16 protein-coding genes are annotated in these 18,725 nt (G+C 71.1%); 11 read left to right on the top strand and 5 right to left on the bottom strand.

The window, feature by feature from the left end; genetic code table 11:
• The first annotated feature begins 510 nt into the window (after positions 1 to 510).
• The gene (locus AMK21_RS07295) at positions 511 to 1,881 is read left to right on the top strand and encodes a PP2C family protein-serine/threonine phosphatase (protein ID WP_073875289.1); all 1,371 of its coding nucleotides are present in this window, start codon (positions 511 to 513) and stop codon (positions 1,879 to 1,881) included.
• Positions 1,882 to 1,988: 107 nt separating this feature from the next.
• Positions 1,989 to 3,470 carry an aminopeptidase P family protein gene (locus AMK21_RS07290; protein WP_073875287.1) on the top strand — a complete coding sequence of 494 codons (1,482 nt, stop codon included), beginning with the start codon at positions 1,989 to 1,991 and terminating at the stop codon, positions 3,468 to 3,470.
• Between the two features lie 31 nt (positions 3,471 to 3,501).
• Here AMK21_RS07290 and AMK21_RS07285 read toward each other — a convergent pair whose 3' ends face one another.
• Entirely contained in the window at positions 3,502 to 4,116 is a 615-nt protein-coding gene (locus tag AMK21_RS07285; RefSeq protein ID WP_073875284.1) for an ATP-binding protein, read from the bottom strand.
• 322 nt (positions 4,117 to 4,438) lie between these two features.
• Between AMK21_RS07285 and AMK21_RS07280 the strand changes: the two genes are divergently transcribed.
• The 9 genes from AMK21_RS07280 to AMK21_RS07240 all read left to right on the top strand — a co-directional run bounded on the left by AMK21_RS07280 (position 4,439) and on the right by AMK21_RS07240 (position 14,592).
• On the top strand, positions 4,439 to 5,290 hold the full coding sequence (locus tag AMK21_RS07280; protein ID WP_073875282.1) for a hypothetical protein: 852 nt from the start codon (positions 4,439 to 4,441) through the stop codon (positions 5,288 to 5,290).
• Between the two features lie 191 nt (positions 5,291 to 5,481).
• Complete coding sequence (locus tag AMK21_RS07275) at positions 5,482 to 6,237, top strand: YcnI family protein (RefSeq protein ID WP_073875280.1); 756 nt, start codon at positions 5,482 to 5,484, stop codon at positions 6,235 to 6,237.
• 109 nt (positions 6,238 to 6,346) lie between these two features.
• Complete coding sequence (locus tag AMK21_RS07270; RefSeq protein ID WP_073875278.1) at positions 6,347 to 7,006, top strand: SCO family protein; 660 nt, start codon at positions 6,347 to 6,349, stop codon at positions 7,004 to 7,006.
• The gene (locus tag AMK21_RS07265) at positions 7,003 to 7,452 is read left to right on the top strand and encodes a copper chaperone PCu(A)C (protein ID WP_073875276.1); all 450 of its coding nucleotides are present in this window, start codon (positions 7,003 to 7,005) and stop codon (positions 7,450 to 7,452) included. The genes AMK21_RS07270 and AMK21_RS07265 overlap by 4 nt, the downstream gene beginning before the upstream one ends.
• Before the next feature lie 13 nt (positions 7,453 to 7,465).
• Positions 7,466 to 9,427 carry a copper resistance CopC/CopD family protein gene (locus AMK21_RS07260; protein ID WP_073875274.1) on the top strand — a complete coding sequence of 654 codons (1,962 nt, stop codon included), beginning with the start codon at positions 7,466 to 7,468 and terminating at the stop codon, positions 9,425 to 9,427.
• 4 nt (positions 9,428 to 9,431) lie between these two features.
• On the top strand, positions 9,432 to 10,724 hold the full coding sequence (gene efeB, locus AMK21_RS07255; protein ID WP_073875272.1) for an iron uptake transporter deferrochelatase/peroxidase subunit: 1,293 nt from the start codon (positions 9,432 to 9,434) through the stop codon (positions 10,722 to 10,724).
• A 140-nt stretch (positions 10,725 to 10,864) separates the two neighbouring features.
• On the top strand, positions 10,865 to 11,800 hold the full coding sequence (pheA, locus tag AMK21_RS07250) for a prephenate dehydratase (protein ID WP_018513722.1): 936 nt from the start codon (positions 10,865 to 10,867) through the stop codon (positions 11,798 to 11,800).
• A 693-nt stretch (positions 11,801 to 12,493) separates the two neighbouring features.
• Positions 12,494 to 13,771 (top strand): serine--tRNA ligase, encoded by a 1,278-nt coding sequence (gene serS, locus AMK21_RS07245; protein ID WP_073875270.1) that lies wholly within the window; start codon positions 12,494 to 12,496, stop codon positions 13,769 to 13,771.
• Positions 13,768 to 14,592, top strand: coding sequence for an HAD family hydrolase (locus AMK21_RS07240; RefSeq protein ID WP_073875268.1), 825 nt, complete (start codon positions 13,768 to 13,770; stop codon positions 14,590 to 14,592). Before serS ends, AMK21_RS07240 begins: the two co-directional genes overlap by 4 nt.
• A 349-nt stretch (positions 14,593 to 14,941) precedes the next feature.
• Here the strand turns inward: AMK21_RS07240 and AMK21_RS07235 are convergent, their stop codons facing one another.
• The 4 genes from AMK21_RS07235 to AMK21_RS07220 are packed head-to-tail and all read right to left on the bottom strand — an operon-like array spanning position 14,942 to position 18,634.
• On the bottom strand, positions 14,942 to 15,661 hold the full coding sequence (locus AMK21_RS07235) for an ABC transporter permease (protein ID WP_018513726.1): 720 nt from the start codon (positions 15,659 to 15,661) through the stop codon (positions 14,942 to 14,944).
• A gap of 30 nt (positions 15,662 to 15,691) precedes the next feature.
• The gene (locus AMK21_RS07230; RefSeq protein WP_073875266.1) at positions 15,692 to 16,603 is read right to left on the bottom strand and encodes an ABC transporter ATP-binding protein; all 912 of its coding nucleotides are present in this window, start codon (positions 16,601 to 16,603) and stop codon (positions 15,692 to 15,694) included.
• Complete coding sequence (locus AMK21_RS07225) at positions 16,600 to 17,508, bottom strand: ABC transporter permease (protein ID WP_073875264.1); 909 nt, start codon at positions 17,506 to 17,508, stop codon at positions 16,600 to 16,602. The genes AMK21_RS07230 and AMK21_RS07225 overlap by 4 nt, the downstream gene beginning before the upstream one ends.
• A complete protein-coding gene (locus AMK21_RS07220; RefSeq protein WP_234421853.1) occupies positions 17,498 to 18,634 on the bottom strand; it encodes an ABC transporter ATP-binding protein in 1,137 nt (378 codons plus the stop codon). Before AMK21_RS07220 ends, AMK21_RS07225 begins: the two co-directional genes overlap by 11 nt.
• Between the last annotated feature and the right edge of the window lie 91 nt (positions 18,635 to 18,725).

The following is an 18,725-nucleotide window of genomic DNA, read 5'->3' as shown; positions in this document are numbered from 1 at the left end:
GGAACCGATCCGAGTGGAACCGATCTGGGGTGGTGCCGAGCTGCGTGGAGCCGGGGGCGCCCGCCACGGGCGCCTCGTGCCTGCCGACCGGGCCCGAACCCCGCCGCGTGGGGCGGAGGCGTGACCGTCACTGATCGCGACCGTCACGGGTAAGGACGTCCGGACCCGCTGTCAGGTTCCTGAGCGATCACATCCGCCCGAGAGCGTCTGCCCCGAGCGTCGCCGACTTACGTACCCAGCCTGCCCGGAATGACGCCGCCCCTGGGATTTCCTCCCGGGGACACCCCTTGGTGAGCTGCCCCAGTCGACCGCAAATAGCTGCCGGAGGGTGCATTTTTCGGCCAAGTTGACTAACACTGGTGGGGAGCGAATCCGGCGAGCCTCCAGGGGACAATGCTGGACATCAGGTTACTTGTGCGTGTACATGTGGATGCATTGATAGTGGCGCAGAATCACATGGGGGTTTGCGATGCTATTCGACGAATCGCACCAGCCGAAAGGCTGGCTGCTATGAGCGCCCCACACCTGCCGAAAGTGGCTGGAATCAATCCAGAAGTTCCGGTTTCAACGCACACTGCCGCTCCTCTGAGAGAGGTTCCGGCAGCGCCCGGAGCCTTCATCCAGGACCGGCTCGCGGGCTGGGTATCGGATCTCACGACCCTGCACGAACTCACCGAGCGGCTGGCCGGGACCGCCACCCTCGACGCCGCCCTGAACGAGCTGCTGCACGCCGGAGCCGCCCTCGTGGGCGCCCGCCGCGGACTCCTCGTACTGGAACCGGCGGACGGCGGGACGCCGTCCACCACCCTCGGACTCGGGCTCAGCCACGCCGATCTCGGGCACATCGAGACCGTGGAACGCGACGCCACCGCCCTGGGCCGCGTCCTCGACGGGCGCCCCGGCACCGTGGACGGGCTCACCACCCCCGACCTGTTCGGCGACCCCGACCTGGACCCCCGCCACCGCGAGGTCGCCGCCCGGCTCGGCTACGCCGCCAGTTACGCCCTGCCTCTCGCCTCCGAGGCGGCCGGACGGCTCGGCGCGGCAGTCTGGCTCTACGACGAACCCGGTGAGCCGTCGGAGAAGCAGCGCCACCTCGTCGGCCTCTACGCGCGGTACGCCACCGAGCACCTGGCGCGCCTGGCCGAGCTGGAACGCGCCCGCGCCGACGTCGCGACCGTCGCCGAGGGGCTGCTGCCCAGCCGGCTGCCCCGCATCCCCGGCGTGCAGCTGGCCGCCCGGCACCGGACCGGCCCCCGAGGCGGCGGCGACTGGTACGACGCTCTGCCGCTGCCCGACCACGCGCTCGGGCTCGCGGTCGGCTCGGTGGGCGGATCGGGGCCGAGCGCGATGGCCGCCATGGGCCGGCTGCGCGCCAGTCTGCGGGCGTACGCCGTGATGGAGGGCGAGGACCCCGTCGCCGTACTCTCCGATCTCGAACTCCTGCTCCGGCTGACCGAGCCCGCGCGGACCGCCACCGCCCTCTTCGCCTACTGCGAGCCCGCCGCCCGCAAGGTCGTGCTCGCCGGGGCCGGGCACACCCCGCCGCTGGTGCTCGGCGAGAGGCGCTGCGAGTTCGTCGAGACCACGCTCTCCGCCCCGCTGGGGATGCTCGCCTGCTGGGAGGCGCCGAGCGTGGAGTTCTCCCCCGCGCCGGGAGAAACGGTGCTCCTCTACACGGACGGCCTGCTGCGCCGCACCGGCGACGCGATGGACCGCGCCTTCGCCCGGCTGCACTCCGCCGCCGCCTCCGTACCCAAGGCGGGCCGGCACGACCCGGCCGCCGTCGCCGACCACGTCCTGCGCACGATGCTGCCCGACGGGCTCGACCGGAGCGACTCCACCGAGGACGTCGTGATCCTCGCCGCGCACTTCGACTGAGACCCGCTGAGCACCAGGCCCGGTAACAGGTCCTTCGGCCCTGGGCCCCCTTCCGTACGCCCGTACGATGGGTGGTGGTCCAGTGTCGTATCAAGGAGAGTCACATCGTGTCTGAGGAGCTCATCCCGGAGACCCCGGAGCAGGAGACCGAAGAGAACGAGGCAGCGGAGCCGATCAAGCAGCGGAAGAACGGCCTGTACCCGGGCGTCTCCGAGGAGCTCGCCGAGAACATGAAGTCGGGCTGGGCCGACACCGAGCTGCACGGGCTCGAACCGATCGCCCAGGCCGAGCACACCGCCACCCGCCGCGCCGCGCTCTCCGCGCGCTTCCCCGGCGAGCGCCTGGTCATCCCCGCGGGCAACCTGAAGACCCGCTCCAACGACACCGAGTACGCCTTCCGCGCCTCCACCGAGTACGCGTACCTCACCGGTGACCAGACCCAGGACGGCGTCCTCGTTTTGGAGCCGACCGGCGACAGCGGCCACCAGGCCACGATCTACCTGCTGCCCCGGTCGAACCGGGAGAACGGCGAGTTCTGGCTGGACGGCCAGGGCGAGCTGTGGGTCGGCCGCCGCCACTCCCTCGCCGAGGCCGAGCAGCTGCTGGGCATCCCCGCGAAGGACGTCCGCGAGATCGCCGCCGCACTGGCCGAGGCCACCGGCCCGGTCCGCAACGTGCGCGGTCATGACGCGTCCATCGAGGCCGCCCTCACCGACAAGGTCACGGCCGAACGCGACGAGGAGCTGCGCGTCTACCTCTCCGAGGCCCGCCTCGTGAAGGACGCCTTCGAGATCGCCGAGCTGCAGAAGGCCTGCGACGCCACCGCGCGCGGCTTCGAGGACGTCGTCAGGAGCCTGGACAAGGCCGAGGCGACCAGCGAGCGCTTCATCGAGGGCACGTTCTTCCTGCGCGCCCGCATCGAGGGCAACGACATCGGCTACGGCTCGATCTGCGCCGCCGGACCGCACGCCACCACCCTGCACTGGGTCCGCAACGACGGCGCCGTCCGCGCCGGCGAGCTGCTGCTCCTGGACGCGGGTGTGGAGACCGACGAGCTCTACACCGCCGACGTGACGCGCACCCTGCCGATCAACGGCACCTTCTCCCCGCTCCAGCGCAAGATCTACGACGCGGTGTACGAGGCCCAGGAGGCGGGCATCGCCGCCGTGAAGCCCGGTGCCGCCTTCCGCGACTTCCACGACGCCTCGCAGCGCGTGCTCGCCGAGAAGCTCGTCGCGTGGGGCCTGCTCGGCGACCTGTCCGTGGACAAGGTCCTGGAGCTCGGCCTCCAGCGCCGCTGGACCCTGCACGGCACCGGTCACATGCTCGGCATGGACGTCCACGACTGCGCCGTCGCGCGCACCGAGGCGTACGTCGACGGCATCCTGGAGCCGGGTGTCTGCCTGACCGTGGAGCCGGGCCTCTACTTCCAGGCCGACGACCTGACCGTGCCCGAGGAGTACCGCGGCATCGGCGTCCGGATCGAGGACGACATCCTCGTCACCGAGGACGGCAACCGGAACCTGTCCGACAAGCTGCCCCGCCGGGCCGACGAGGTCGAGGCCTGGATGGCTCAGCTGAAGGACTGACCCTCTTCCGCCTGATGACAGGGCGCGCCGCTCACACCATGAGCAGCGCGCCCTCCCGCCATTTCAGGACCTTGTCGAAGCTGACCACCGCGCCCCGGCCCGGCCGGTTGCCGAACTGGACGTGGTCGGCGAGCTGCTCGATGAGGTCCAGCCCCCGGCCGCTCTCGGCGACGCACGGGATGTAGGGGGCGAACGTGGGCTGCGCGCCCACGAATCCCGGGTGCTGCGTCTTTTCGACCTGCTCCGGTTGCTGGGCCCGCTCGACGTGCTCCGATTGCTGAGCCCGCTCGACGTGCTCCGCGTGTTCGGTGTGCGCGGCTGGGCGAAGCGCGCGCCGGGCGGGGAAGCCCGGCCCCGAGTCGGCCACCTCGATACGGCATTTCTCGCCGTCCAGATAGGCCGTGACCCGGTACTGCCCGGAGTCCGCCGGCGCCCTCTCGGTTCCGCGATCCCCGTGCTCCGCCAGGCCCGACCGGTCGCCGCCGTGTTCGACGGCGTTGGCACAGGCTTCGCTGAGCGCTACCGAGAGGTCGAAGGAGATGTCCGGATCCACCCCCGCGGTTTCCATGGTGCCGAGCAGAAAACGACGGGCGAGCGGAACGCTCGCAGCTTCGCGCCGCAAATGGAGTGACCACCAGATGCTCATGCTCCAGCCTCCTGGCTGCGGCTCGACGTACTGATACGTATTGCCGCACAAGGCACTTCGTAAGCACGGATCGGCTGTGAGAGCCCTCATTCGGCGGACGCGGATATTCCGCGCACCGGTGTATGGCCGCCCCGGGGACCACCCCGGCGGAGGCGGCGGGCGGGGGCGGGTTCCGGGAGCGGTGCGTCCACAGTCCGTACATCCCCCGCCAACAGCCACAACAAGCGCACTTTGCGGACGGAGACTCACGCTTGGGGACGGAGGCTGAACTTCCGGACCTGCCGTACCGCGAGAGGGTGCGCAGTGCGATGATGTTCCGGCCATGTCCACGCCTGTCGCACACGCCGGAGCCGGTCTGCGGCTCATGAGGGCCGCGGTGTTCACCGCGGTCTGCGTCGTGCTGTCCGCGGCGGGGCACGCGTTCGCCGCCGGGGCGCCCGTCCCCGCGTGGACCCTGCTCGCCGGATTCCTCGGCGTCCTCGCCGTGGCCTCGGCCCTCGCCGGACGGGAACGCTCCCTGCCGTCGATCGCGGGTGCGCTGGCGGGCGGACAGGTCGCCCTGCACGTCCTCTTCGCGTACGGCAGCCACGGCAGCGCTCAGGCCGTCGCCGCCGCCGCGACCCCGGGCAGCGGCGAGAGCCCGCTGATCCGGTTCGCAGCCGGGCTGGTGTGCGGTGCAGGGCCGGCGCAGATCGACGCCGCCGACGCCCACCGCATCGTCACGACGGCGGGCATAGACCCCTCCACGGTCGCGGGCCACAGCCACCTCGCGTCGGGAGCCGCCACCGCGGCGGCTGCGGACAGTGGATCCGGCATGGGCGCGGCGTACGCCTCGGTGGCCGCACTGCTGCCGGGCCTGCCGATGTTCCTGGCCCACCTGCTGGCCGCGCTCGCCGCCGGCTGGCTGCTGCGGCGCGGCGAGGCCGCCCTCTTCCGGCTGGCCCGGCTCTCGGCGTACGGCGCCCAGGCACTGGCGGCCGGCGCCCGGCTGCGCTCCCTGCGCGCGGCGCTCGCGCTCGTACACGCCCTGCGCGCCGGAGCGCGTGTGCAGCTCGCGAGCGGCCCGCGCGCCCTGCGTACGGCCGACGACGATCCGGCACCCGCCACCGGGGACCCTCTGCAGCACCTGGTGATCAGGCGCGGGCCTCCGGCCGCGTACGCCCTCGCAGCCTGACGCGACACCTGCGCCCACCGCCGTACGGACCATCACCGTGCACAACGGGCCGTTCCTCATGGACGGCTCTCGCGGACATGGCCGGATTCCCCACGGACCGGACGAGGTGTCGTGCCGCCGTCGCACACCCGCGCGCCGGACCACCGTCTTCCTCTTCCGTATTCCTCTTCCTCCGTGGAGTGATTCCTGCCATGAGCGCCACCAATGTCTCCCGTATCGCCATCGCCGCCGGCGTCGCCGCGTCCACCGTCCTGCTGCTCGCCGGCCCCGCCGCCGCGCACGTCAGCGTCCAGCCGCAGGGCGAGGCCGCCAAGGGCGGTTACGCCACCCTCAACTTCAAGGTCCCCAACGAGCGGGACCAGGCCTCCACGGTCAAGCTCGAGGTGAACTTCCCGGCCGACCACCCGCTCTCCTCCGTCACCCCCGAGGCCGTGCCGGGCTGGAAGATCGCGATCACCAAGGGCAAGCTCGACAAGCCCCTGAAGGTGCACGGCCGGAAGATCACCGAGGCCGTCACCAAGGTGACCTGGACCGCCGACGGCTCCAAGATCGCGCCCGGCTACTTCCAGCAGTTCCCGGTCTCCGTCGGCCAGCTGCCCGAGGACGCCGACCAGCTGGTCTTCAAGGCCATCCAGACGTACGACAACAAGGAAGTCGTCCGCTGGATCGAGGAGCCCAAGGGCGGCGAGGAGCCCGACAGCCCCGCCCCGGTCCTGAAGCTGACCGCCGCGACCGAGGACCACCACGGCGGCGCGGCCGACCAGGCCGGCGACGACGACCACAAGGCCGACGACCAGGCCGCGTCGGCGGAGGGCGACAAGAAGGAGACGCACGCCGCGTCCTCCTCCAGCGACACCACGGCCCGCACCCTGGGCATCATCGGCATCCTCATCGGCATCGCGGGCGTCGCGTTCGGCGTGCTCGCCGGCCGCCGCCGTACGGTCTGATCCACCCGGTCCGGCCGCCCCCGTACGGACCACCCGCCCAGGTCAGGCCGTCGCCGTACGGCCTGACCTGCCGGTCCCACCACCCGCACCACATTCAGGACACCCCTTCATGCGCAACAGAAAAGCAGTGACAGCCCTGGCGTTCGCCGCCGCGGCCGCACTGGCCCTCTCGGCCTGCGGCAGCAGCGGTGACAAGGCGGGCTCCTCGTCGGTCGCCGATGTCGAGGCCTCGCCGAAGACCCGGGCCGCGACCGTTCTCGACCAGCCGTTCACCAAGCCGAACCTCGTCCTCACCGACACGAACGGCAAGGAGTACGACCTCCGCGAGGCGACCAAGGGCAAGCCGACGCTCATCTACTTCGGCTACACCCACTGCCCCGACGTCTGCCCGCTGACCATGAGCAACATCTCCATCGCCAAGCGGGACCTGCCCAAGGCCGACCAGGAAAGGCTCCAGGTCGTCTTCGTCACCACCGACCCCGAGCGCGACACCCCCGCCTCGCTCGGCAAGTGGCTCACGGCCCAGGACCCCACCTTCACCGGTCTCACCGGCGACTTCCCCGCCATCCAGGCGGGGGCGCGCCAGATCGGCATCGGCATCGAGCCGGCGACGAAGGACAAGAACGGCAAGCCCGTCTCGATGCACGGGGCACAGGTCGTCGCCTTCTCCCCGAAGACGGACGGCGGATACGTGCTGTACGGCGAGGACACCACCGCCGAGGAGTACGCGAAGGATCTCCCCAAGCTGATCAAGGGGGAGAACCCGTGAACCGCCGCACGGTCCTCGCCGGCGTCCTCGCCCTCACCACGGGGCTGGCGCTGGCGGGGTGCTCCACCGGGAGCGACGAGCCCGAGCTGAAGGTCGTCGGCGCGTATCTGCCGCAGCCCGTCAGCGACATGGCCGCAGGCTTCCTCGTCGTACAGAACAGCGGGTCCTCCGCCGACCGGCTCACCTCGGTGACCAGCCCGCTCTCCGACGACGTCACGATCCACGAGACGAAGAACCAGCGGATGCGCGAGGTCGCGTCGTTCGAGGTGCCGGCCAACGGCGAGCTCGACCTCGAACGCGGCGGCAACCACATCATGTTCATGAATCTCAAGAAGAAGCCCAAGCAGGGCGAGAAGGTCTCCGTCGAGCTGCACTTCGAGAAGGCCGGCCCCATCACGGTCGACCTGCCGGTGAAGGAAACCACCCACAACCCGAAGAAGCAGTGAGGGTCCGACCGTGATGACTGCCACCGCCCCGCGCCCCGGAGCGTCCCCGATACGGCGGCCGTTCACCGCCGCCGCGCTCGTCGCCGCCCTCGTCAGCCTGGTGTTCGGGCTGATGCTGGCCGGCGCCGGGCCGGCGTCCGCGCACGCCGCCCTCACCGGGAGCGACCCGCAGGACGGGGCGGTGGTGGCCACCGCGCCGAAGGAGGTCACCCTCACCTTCTCCGAGGCGATCGCCGTCGGCGACGGGTCCATCCGGGTCCTGGACCCCAGCAGCAAGCGCGCCGACACCGGGGCCGAGCCGAAGGACCTGTCCGACGGCTCCACCGTCCGGTACGGCGTCGAGCTCCACTCCGGCCTGCCCGACGGCACCTACACGGTGGCCTGGCAGGCGGTCTCCGCCGACAGCCACCCCATCTCCGGCGCCTTCACCTTCTCCATCGGCGCCCCCTCCGAGACCACCGTGGCCCTGCCCTCCGACGAGGTGGGCGGTGGCCCGGTCGGCACCGTCTACGGCATCGCGCGGTACGCCGCGTACGCCGGGTTCACCCTGCTCGTGGGCGGCGCCGCCTTCGTCCTGGGCTGCTGGCCCCGGGGCGCGTCCGTCCGGCCGATGCAGCGGGTCGTGGTGCGCGGCTGGATCGTCCTGACCGCGGCGACCCTGCTCATGCTGCTGCTGCGCGACCCGTACACCGGCAGCGGCAAGTTCGCCGACGCCTTCGACCTGGACGGGCTCCAGGCCGTCCTGGACACCAAGCCGGGCGCCGCCCTCGTCTCGCGGCTCCTGCTGCTCGGCGCGGCAGCCCTGTTCATCGCCGTCCTGTTCGGTACGTACGCCCGACGCGAGGACGCCGTCGAGAAGAAGGACCTCACCTTCGGCCTGGCCGTCGGCGGCGGAGTCGTCGCGGCGGGTATCGCCGCCACCTGGGCCATGTCCGAGCACGCCTCGACCGGCATCCAGGCGGGGGTCGCCATGCCGGTGGACGTGTTGCACCTGCTGGCCGTCGCCGCCTGGCTCGGCGGGCTCGTCTCGCTCCTGGTGGCGCTGTACCGGACGCCGGACATCGGGAGCGATGCCGTACGGCGGTTCTCCCGGGTCGCGTTCGGCAGCGTCCTCGTCCTCGCGGCCACCGGGATCTACCAGTCGTGGCGGCAGGTCGGCTCCTGGTCGGCGCTGACCGGGACGCGGTACGGGCAGCTCCTGATCCTCAAGGTCGCACTGATCGCCCTCCTGCTCGCCGTGGCGTGGTTCTCGCGCCGGTGGACGGGGCTGCTGACGGATGTCCCCGTGACCTCCGGGGCTTCCGAGGCTTCCGGGGCTTCCGGGGCTTCCGGGGCTTCCGAGGACTTTTCCCAGGTTCCCGAAAACGCGGCCGATCCGGTGGAGACCGCCGGCGACGTCGACCCTGCCCGCGCCGCCCAACTGGCCCGCCAGCAGGCCGTCCTGACCGCCACGAAGAAGAAGCGGATACGGGACGCCGACCCGGAGCGTTCCGGGCTGCGCCGCTCGGTCCTGGCCGAGGCGGCGATCGCCGTGGTCCTGCTGGCCGTCACCACCATGCTGACGTCGACCGAGCCGGGCCGTACGGAGGAGGAGGCCAAGGGCGCCTCCACCGCGGCATCCGTGCCGGCGGCGGGGCCCGTCAACCTGAGCATGCCCTTCGACACCGGCGGCCGGAACGGCGAGGGGACCGTCCGGATCGACATCGACCCCGGGCGCACCGGCTCCAACGAGCTGCACGTGTGGATCGACGGCCGCGACGGCAAGCCTATGGACGTCCCGGAGCTGAAGGTGGCCCTCACCCTGGAGGCGCAGGAGATCGGCCCGTTGCCGGTCGTGCCGGACCGGCTCGCCGAGGGGCACTGGGCGGCGAGCGGCGTCCAGATCCCGATGGCGGGGGAGTGGAAGGTCGACGTGACGGTACGGACCTCCGACATCGACCAGGTCACCATCGACAAGAACGTGAAGATCGGCTGAGTACGTGAGCAGGACTGAGAACGGCGAAAAGACTCCGGACCCCGCGGTGGGCGGGGTCTCGCGGCGACGGCTGCTGGGCGGCGTGGGCGCGGCGGGTGCCACCGGGCTGGTGCTCGGTGCGGCGGGCGGGGCGGCCGGGTTCGCCGCGACCCGCTCCGATCCGCCGACCGCTCTGACCAGCGTCGGCTCCACCGAGACGATGTTTCACGGGAAACATCAACCGGGGATCACCACTCCGCTTCAGGCCCGGGGCCACCTCGTCGCCTTCGACCTGGTGGCGGGCGCGGGCCGCAAGGAGGCCGTGGCCCTGATGCGGCGCTGGTCGGCGGTGGCGAGGGAGCTGATGGCGGGCCGCCCGGCGGCGGGCTCGGCGGACGGGCCCGGCCACGACACCGGCATCGCGCTGGACGCGGGGCCCTCGTCCCTCACGGTCACCTTCGGCTTCGGCCGTACGTTCTTCGCGCGTACGGGCCTCACCTCCCGGCTGCCCGCCGGACTCGACCCGCTGCCCGCGTTCTCCTCCGACCAGCTGGACGCCAGGCGCTCCGACGGCGACCTCTGGGTGCAGATCGGCGCCGACGACGCCCTGGTCGCCTTCCACGCCCTGCGGGCCGTACAGAAGGAGGGCGCGGGAACAGTAAAGGTGCGGTGGCAGATGAACGGCTTCAACCGCACCCCTGGGGCCACGGCCCGCCCGATGACCGCCCGCAACCTGATGGGCCAGATCGACGGGACAGGCAATCCGAAGCCGGCCGACGAGGACTTCGAGCGCCGGGTGTTCGTGCCGGCCTCCCCCGGCACCCCGCACGAGTGGCTGGAGGGTGGTTCGTACGCGGTCGTCCGCCGGATCAGGATGCTGCTGGACGACTGGGAGAAGCTCCCGGTGGACCGGCAGGAGCGGGTCATCGGGCGGCGCAAGGCCGACGGGGCCCCGCTGAGCGGCGGGAGCGAGACCACGCCGATGGACCTCGACAAGGCGGGCCCGGACGGCCGGCTCCTGATCCCCGACCACGCCCACGCCCGGATCTCCTCCCCCGAGAAGAACGGCGGGGCCGCCATGCTGCGGCGGCCGTTCTCGTATCACGACGGGATCTCGGAGGACGGCACCCCGGATGCCGGGCTGCTCTTCGTCTGCTGGCAGGCCGACCCGTTCAAGGGGTTCGTGCCCGTACAGCGCAAGCTCGACCGGGGTGACGCGCTGTCGCCGTTCATCCGGCACGAGGCGAGCGGGCTGTTCGCGGTGCCGGGCGGGGCGGCGGAGGGCGAGTACGTGGGACAGCGGCTGCTGGAGTCGTGAGATGCCGGGCACGTCAGGGGCCCGCCCTGAAGCTGGGCGCCTCGTGGGCCTGGGGGCGCCGGGTCCCGACCGGATTCCTCAGCCCCGACCGGATTCTGAGACGGCGAGGCCCCCGCCGTACGGCGCAATAGGGTGAGCGTATGTCAGCCACGCGCTACGCCTATCTCGGTCCCGAAGGCACCTTCACCGAGGTCGCCCTCCGCACGCTCCCGGAAGCCGCCACCCGCGAGCTCGTCCCGATGGTCTCCGTACCGGCGGCCCTGGACGCCGTACGCAACGGGGAGGCGGCGGCGGCTCTCGTGCCGATCGAGAACTCCGTCGAGGGCGGCATCACGGCCACGCTCGACGAGCTGACCAGCGGCGAGCCGCTGATGATCTACCGTGAGGTGCTGCTCTCCATCACCTTCGCGCTGCTCGTGCGGCCGGGCACCAAGCTGTCGGACATCAAGACGGTCACCGCGCACCCGGCCGCCCAGCCGCAGGTGCGCAACTGGATGGCGGCCCACCTCCCGCAGGCCGCGTGGGAGTCGGCGGCGTCCAACGCGGACGGCGCCCGGCTGGTCCAGGAGGGGCGCTACGACGCCGCGTTCGCCGGTGAGTTCGCCGCCGCCACCTACGGGCTCGAACCGCTGGTCACGGAGATCCACGACGCGGAGAACGCCCAGACCCGCTTCGTCCTGGTGGGCCGCCCGGCCCGGCCGTCCGCCCCGACCGGAGCCGACAAGACGTCCGTGGTGATCTGGCTGGGCGACGACCACCCCGGTGCGCTGCTGGAGCTGCTCCAGGAATTCGCGGTGCGCGGCGTCAACCTGATGCTGATCCAGTCGCGCCCGACCGGCGAGGGGATCGGCAACTACTGCTTCGCCGTGGACGCCGAGGGGCACATCGCGGACCGGCGGGTGGGGGAGGCCCTGATGGGGCTGAAGCGGATCTGCCCGAAGGTGCGGTTCCTCGGTTCGTACCCGCGGGCGGGCGTATCCGCCGAGGAGGTCCGGCCGCTGCGGGCGGGCACCTCGGACAGCGCCTTCACCGAGGCTTCCGACTGGCTGGCGCGCAGCCAGGACGGGCGGATCTGACGGTGGTCGGCGGCGGCCCGTCCCCGAGCGGAGCACTCCGCTCCGGGCAGCTCCGCTCGCTCCGTTCCAGGTTGCCCTGTGCGCTGCGCTGTGGGCCTACCTACGGATAGTCATCCACCCACAGAGTTATCCACAGGACGGCTTCTCGACCTGGGGACAAGTCGACACCCCAATGCGACATCGTCGACAAATCAACGCAGTGGCCCTCGATGCGTCCACAGAGGACCTCTCGGCGCGAGCCCTCCCGGGTCGCGCGAATTCCCTTGATCAACTCACCAGAGCGACGAATTGCCACTCGAATGAGCGTGCGGGGCAGGTTTCGACCGCGAGGACAGGGGATCGGCGCGTCTTCGTCCAGCTCCCGGAACATTCCGTTCCATCATCCACAGAACTTCTTCACAGCCTGTGGATAACTATTCCGAAACACCTCCTCCTGTGGACAACGCACGGGAGAGCGCCCTCAACTCCCCCTCCGCCAAAGGCTCGTACGTCAGGAGAGCCTGCACCTTCTGCCCTATTCAGGGGAGTTAACCGCCGTTATTGACGCAGGCCCGGATGCACGCCCAAGGCACAAGCCCCGGATCGCACCTCGCGATTCACCCCCAGAAATATCAATTCCGGCAATTCGGTCAAAGTGACGCGCTCGGCAATATCGGTTCGAGTGCGAGATCCGAGCACCGGTAGCCTGGGGGGGTGATTGACCTTCGCCTGCTCCGTGAGGACCCCGACCGTGTTCGCGCCTCCCAGCGCGCCCGTGGAGAGGACGTCGCGCTCGTCGACGCCCTGCTCTCCGCCGACGAGCTGCGCAGGTCGTCCGGCGTCCGCTTCGACGAACTCCGCTCCGAGCAGAAGCAGCTCGGCAAGCTGATCCCCAAGGCCACCCCCGAGGAGCGCGCCGAGCTCCTCAAGAAGGCCGATCAGCTCAAGGCCGGCGTCAAGGCGGCCGACGCCGCCCAGGACGAGGCCGACGCCGAGGCCAAGCGACTGCTCCTCCAGCTCGGCAACATCGTCCACGAGGACGTGCCGGTCGGCGGCGAGGAGGACTTCGTCGTCCTGGAGACGCACGGCACCATCCGCGACTTCGGCGCCGAGGGCTTCGAGCCCAAGGACCACCTGGAGCTCGGCGAGGCGCTCGGCGCCATCGACATGGAGCGCGGGGCCAAGGTCTCCGGATCGCGGTTCTACTACCTGACGGGCGTCGGCGCGCTCCTGGAGCTCGCCCTCGTCAACGCGGCGATCGCCCAGGCCACCGAGGCCGGCTTCATCCCGATGCTGACCCCCGCGCTGGTCCGCCCGCGCGCCATGGAGGGCACCGGCTTCCTCGGCCAGGCCGCGGAGAACGTCTACCACCTGGAGAAGGACGACTACTACCTGGTCGGCACCTCGGAGGTGCCGCTCGCCGCGTACCACATGGACGAGATCGTGGAGGCGGACAAGCTGCCCCTGCGCTACGCGGGCTTCTCCCCCTGCTTCCGCCGCGAGGCCGGGACGTACGGCAAGGACACCCGCGGCATCTTCCGCGTCCACCAGTTCGACAAGGTCGAGATGTTCTCGTACGTCGACCCGGCGGACGCCGAGGCCGAGCACCGCAGGCTCCTGGAGTGGGAGAAGCAGTGGCTCACCGGCCTCGAACTGCCCTTCCAGGTCATCGACGTCGCCACCGGCGACCTCGGCGCGTCGGCCTCGCGCAAGTTCGACTGCGAGGCGTGGATCCCGACCCAGGGCAAGTACCGCGAGCTGACCTCCGCGTCGAACTGCGACAGCTTCCAGGCCCGCCGCCTCTCCGTCCGGATGCGCGAGGGCAAGAAGGTCCAGCCGCTGGCCACGCTGAACGGCACCCTCTGCGCCGTACCGCGCACGATCGTGGCGCTCCTGGAGAACCACCAGCTGCCCGACGGTTCGGTCCGGGTCCCCGAGGTGCTCCGTCCGTACCTGGGCGGGCGCGAGGTCCTGGAACCGGTCGCCAAGTGACCTTCCCCTTCAAGCTCGTCGCGACCGACCTCGACGGCACCCTGCTGCGCGGGGACGACACGGTCTCCGAGCGCACGCGCGAGGCACTGGGCGCCGCCGCGGCGGCCGGTGCCGCGCACATCATCGTCACCGGGCGTTCGGTCCCCTGGACCCGGTACATCCTGGACGACCTGGGTTACGACGGCCTCGCCGTCTGCGGCCAGGGCGCGCAGGTCTACCACGCGGGCGAGCACCGACTGCTGACCTCGCTGACCCTGGACCGGCAGCTCGCCGGGCTCGCGCTCTCCAAGATCGAGGCGGAGGTCGGCCCGCTGGCGCTGGCCGCCAGCCGCGACGGCCTGGAGGGGGAGGTGCTCGTCGGCCCGGGCTACCGGGTGCAGGAGGGGCCGCTCCCGTACGTCTTCGTGGACGACCACACGGAGATGTGGTCCGCCCCGCTGAACAAGGTCTACCTCCAGCACCCGGACCTCGACGACGACGCCCTGGCCACCGCCGCGCGGGCGGCCGTCGGCAATCTGGTCGACGTGGTCATGGCGGGCGCCGGCGTGGTGGAGATCCTCCCGCTCGGACTGAGCAAGGCGACCGGCCTCTCGCTGGCCGCCCGCCGGCTCGGGGTGAAGGCCGCCGACACCATCGCCTTCGGTGACATGCCGAACGACATCCCGATGTTCGGCTGGGCGCGGCACGGCGTGGCCATGGCCAACGCCCACGACACCCTGAAGGCCGTGGCGCACGAGATCACCGCGTCCAACGAGCACGACGGGATCGCGGTGGTCCTGGAGGAGCTGCTCCGCACGGGCTCCCTCGCCGCACCCCGCTGACGGCGGCTCGACCACCGTAGGAGCGTGGCCCCTGCCCGCCGCCGCTGGACCACAGCGGTGGCGGGCAGGGCCTTCCCCCGGCCGGGGCGGGTTCCAGCCCTTCGGGGGCGGGGCTCCGTCCAGGCTGTCCAGCCGCTCCGACATCCGGCAGAGCACCGGCCCGGGCTCCTGGAGTTGCCCCGCCGACGCCGGCGGGGCAACTCCCGATCCGGGCGGCCCGCACAGCGACATCGCCCGACGACCCGACAAACGTACGGCCAGGCGCGCATCCGTCCCGCACATACGACAACCCCCGCCCGAAGAGGGGCGGAGGTTGCGTGGAAGGCGTCCGGGCGTCAGCGTGCCCGGCTCACTCCTCCCCGGCCAGTTTCAGCGCGCGCAGCTTCTGGCCCGCGTACCAGGTGGCGGCCACGGTGACGGCGGCCAGCAGGACCGTCGCGAGCGGCAGCCCCACGTCCGAGGTGACCATGCCCTGACCGGCCACCTTCTCGGCGACGGCGAGGGACCACTGCTGGACGCTGAGCGTCCGCGCACCCGGCACCAGGCTGCCGAAGAGCGCCTCCCAGACCAGCGCGTACACCAGGCCGATGACCACCGCGTGGCGGCTGACCGTGCCGAGGAGGAGGAACAGCGCGCTGTACGCGATCGAGGCGACCAGCGCCGCGATCGTGTAGGCGATCGCGATCTGCTGTCCGTTGCCGTTCAGGATCAGCCCCGCGAGCAGGGTCGGCAGGGCGGAGAAGACCATGGTCACCGCGATGGCGACGATCAGCTTGGTGAAGATGATCGTGGGGCGCTTCACCGGCTTGGCCAGCAGGTAGACGATCGAACCGTCGTCGATCTCGGGACCGATCGCCCCGGTTCCGGCGATCACCCCGATCAGCGGCACCATCGTGGCGATGGCGAACCCGCCGAGGACGTTGGCGGCGACCTGGTCATCGGCCCCGGCGAACATCCGGACCGCCGCCGCGAGGAGCAGCAGCAGCGCGGGAAGGACGAACAGGATGGCGGCCCGGCGCCGGCCGAGCAGGGCCCGGTAGGTGAGCCGGGCGACTGTGGGGTCGTACATGACGGTGCACAGCTCCTTTCAGGCCACTACTCAGGCCGCTACGAGGTAGGAAAAGACCGATTCGAGGGACTCGTCGGACGGGGAGACGGTCAGCAGCCGGATGCCCTGCTCGCGGGCGACCTTCGGCAGCAGTTCGGTGAACCGTCCGAAGTCGACGGCCTGGATGCGCAGGGCCTTCTCGGTCAGGTCGACCTCGATACCGGCCGTCGACGGATCGGCGATGAGCGCGGCCGCGAGCGCCCGGTCGTCGCTGGAGCGGACCAGGTAGCGGTGCGGCCGGTCCGTCATCAGGCGGCGGATCTTGCGGAAGTCACCGGATGCGGCGTGCCGGCCCGCCACGATCACCTCGATGTGCGAGGCCAGTTGCTCGACCTCTTCGAGGATGTGCGAGGAGAACAGGACCGTACGGCCCTCGGCCCCCATCCGTCGCAGCAGCTCCATCAGCTGCATCCGCTGCCGCGGGTCCATCCCGTTGAACGGCTCGTCCAGCAGCAGCGCCGAGGGCTCGTGGACCAGCGCGGACGCCATCTTCACGCGCTGGCGCATGCCCTTGCTGTACGTGGAGATCTTGCGGTCCTGCGCGTACTCCATCTGGACCGTGGCCAGCGCCCGCTGCGCCTCCGCTCCCCCCAGGCCCTGGAGTTCGGCGTTGGCGACGACGAACTCCTTGCCGGTCAGGAAGTCGTACATCCCTTCCCGCTCCGGGACGATGCCGATCTTCTTGTAGACGCTCTCGTTGCGCCAGATGGGCTGCCCGTCGAGCGTGACCTTCCCCGTCGAGGGGGCGAGGAATCCGCCCATCATGTTGATGAGCGTGGACTTTCCGGCACCGTTCGGGCCGAGCAGTCCGGTGACGCCGGGGCCCACCGTCATGGAGACGTCGTTGACGGCGACCACATTGCCGAACCAGCGGGAGGTGTGGTCGATCTCGATGGTGGTCACAGCCCGACCCTCCGGTAGCGGCGCATCAGCACGGCGTACGAGCCGGCGACGAGCGCGAGAACAACGAACAGGTAGACCACGCCCGTACCGGCCCCCGGGCCTTCCCCTCCGGGGAAGGCGGAGGTGGCGCCGAGGAACGCGGTCTGTACGCCGTCGATCAGCGTGATCGGCGAGAAGAGGCCCAGCCACTCCACGGCCCCGGGCGAACCGGTCTCCCAGGCGATGGCCTGGACCGTCGAGACGGCACCGTAGGAGATGGTCAGCACCGCGATCACCGCGGCGACGCCGAAGCCCCGGCGCGGGGTCAGGGCGGCCATCACCAGGCCGAGCCCGGCGAACAGCACGGACAGCAGCGCCACCGACACCAGCCCCTGGCCGAACCACTTGGTCTGGTCGACGAAGTCGAACTTCGCGAGCAGAGAGCCCACATAGAGGATGAGCAGCGGCGCCCCGGTGAGGATGAAGAGCGCGGACGCCGTGGCGGCGAGCTTCGCCAGCACGTAGTCGGCGCGTTCGATCGGCCGCGAGAAGTACAGGGGGACGCTCTTGAAACGGAGGTCTCTGGAGACCGCCTGCGGGGCCTGTGCGGCGATGAAGAGGCCGATGACCGCCTGCAGGTAGATCGCGTACGAGGTGTATTTGACGACGAGTTTGGTGGCGTCCGGCGCTGCCATGGAGACGGCCACCAGGATCGCCGCGACCAGGGTCATCACACCGAACAGCAGCATGGGCAGCACCTTGGACTTGGCGGAACGGCCGAGTCCGAAGGAGCCGCGCAGGGTCTGCGAGTACAGGGAACGGCGGGCGTAGGCCCGGCCGAGCCGCCTGCCGGCGTAGGAGCGGTAGCCGATGTTGTGGATCCGGGAGGTGTCGCGCCCGGTCGCGGTGCCGGTCTCAGTGCTCATCGCGACCGCTCCCCTTCTGCTGGTACGGCGCAGGCGTGGTGGCCTGCGGTACGGCACCGGCCCCGGCTCCCGCGGTGGCGGCCTGGGCCGGGACGGCGGGGGCGCCCGCCGCGCCCTGTTCGGTACGGAAGACCTCGGCGATGTGGTGGCGGCGCTGCTCCATGCGGACGAGGCCGAGCCCGAGCCCGGCGACGCTGTCGCGGACCAGGTCGTACGTCTCCTCGCCGGTGGCCTCGACCAGCAGGATGTGGCCCGCGCCCGGCAGCCCTTCCGCGTCGAGCCCGTCCTGGCCGACCAGGGCGACCCCGGCCTCCGTGAGGATCCGGCGCAGGGCGTCGGTGCCGTCGGGGTGGGTGTCGCTGTCGGTCACCTCGACCGCGAGGGTGGTGGTGATCTGAGTGAAGTCGCTGGTGGAGCTGGAGCGCAGGAGGGCCCCGCCGTCGATGACGACGACGTGGTCGCAGGTGCGTTCCAGCTCGCCCAGGAGGTGCGAGGTCACCAGGACGGAGATGCCGAAGTCGGTGTGGATGCGGCGGATCAGGCCGAGCATCTCGTCGCGGCCGACCGGGTCCAGGCCGTTGGTCGGCTCGTCGAGGAGGACCAGCTGGGGGTCGTGGACCAGGGCCTGGGCCAGCTTCACCCGCTGCTTCATGCCGGTCGAGTAGCCGCCGATGGGGCGGTAGCGCTCCTCGTAGAGGCCGACGTGGCGCAGCGTGTCCGCCGTGCGCTCACGGGCCGCGGTCGGCGGCAGCCCCGACATGCGGGCCATGTGCACGACGAATTCGGTGGCCGACACGTCGGGCGGGAGGCAGTCGTGCTCCGGCATGTACCCCACCCGCTCCCGGATGGCGGCACCGCTGGTCGCCACATCGAGCCCGAGCACCGCGGCCCGGCCTTCGGTGGCGGGGGAGAGACCCAGAAGGATCTTGATCAGCGTGGACTTGCCGGCTCCGTTGGAACCCACCAGACCGGTCACACCTGGTCCGATGTCCAACGTGAGCCGGTCGAGCGCGGTCACCCGGGGGAACCGCTTGCTCAGGGCTTCGGTAGCGATAACGGCAGTCACGGATATGACGGTAGTGGCGCGGGCCACAGGGATCGTCAGCCCTGACGGCTGGATCGGCATCAGACTCCAGGCGTACGGCCCCGTAGGGGGACCCCGCGAAGGAGGAGTTCCGGGCTCCGGGTGCCTGGGGGCCATATCCCGGCCCTGAGTT

Source organism: Streptomyces sp. CB00316 (assembly GCF_001905595.1).
Lineage (GTDB): Bacteria > Actinomycetota > Actinomycetes > Streptomycetales > Streptomycetaceae > Streptomyces.
The sequence above is the reverse complement of the archived record's forward strand: the minus strand, read 5'-3'. Positions and strand labels throughout refer to the sequence as shown.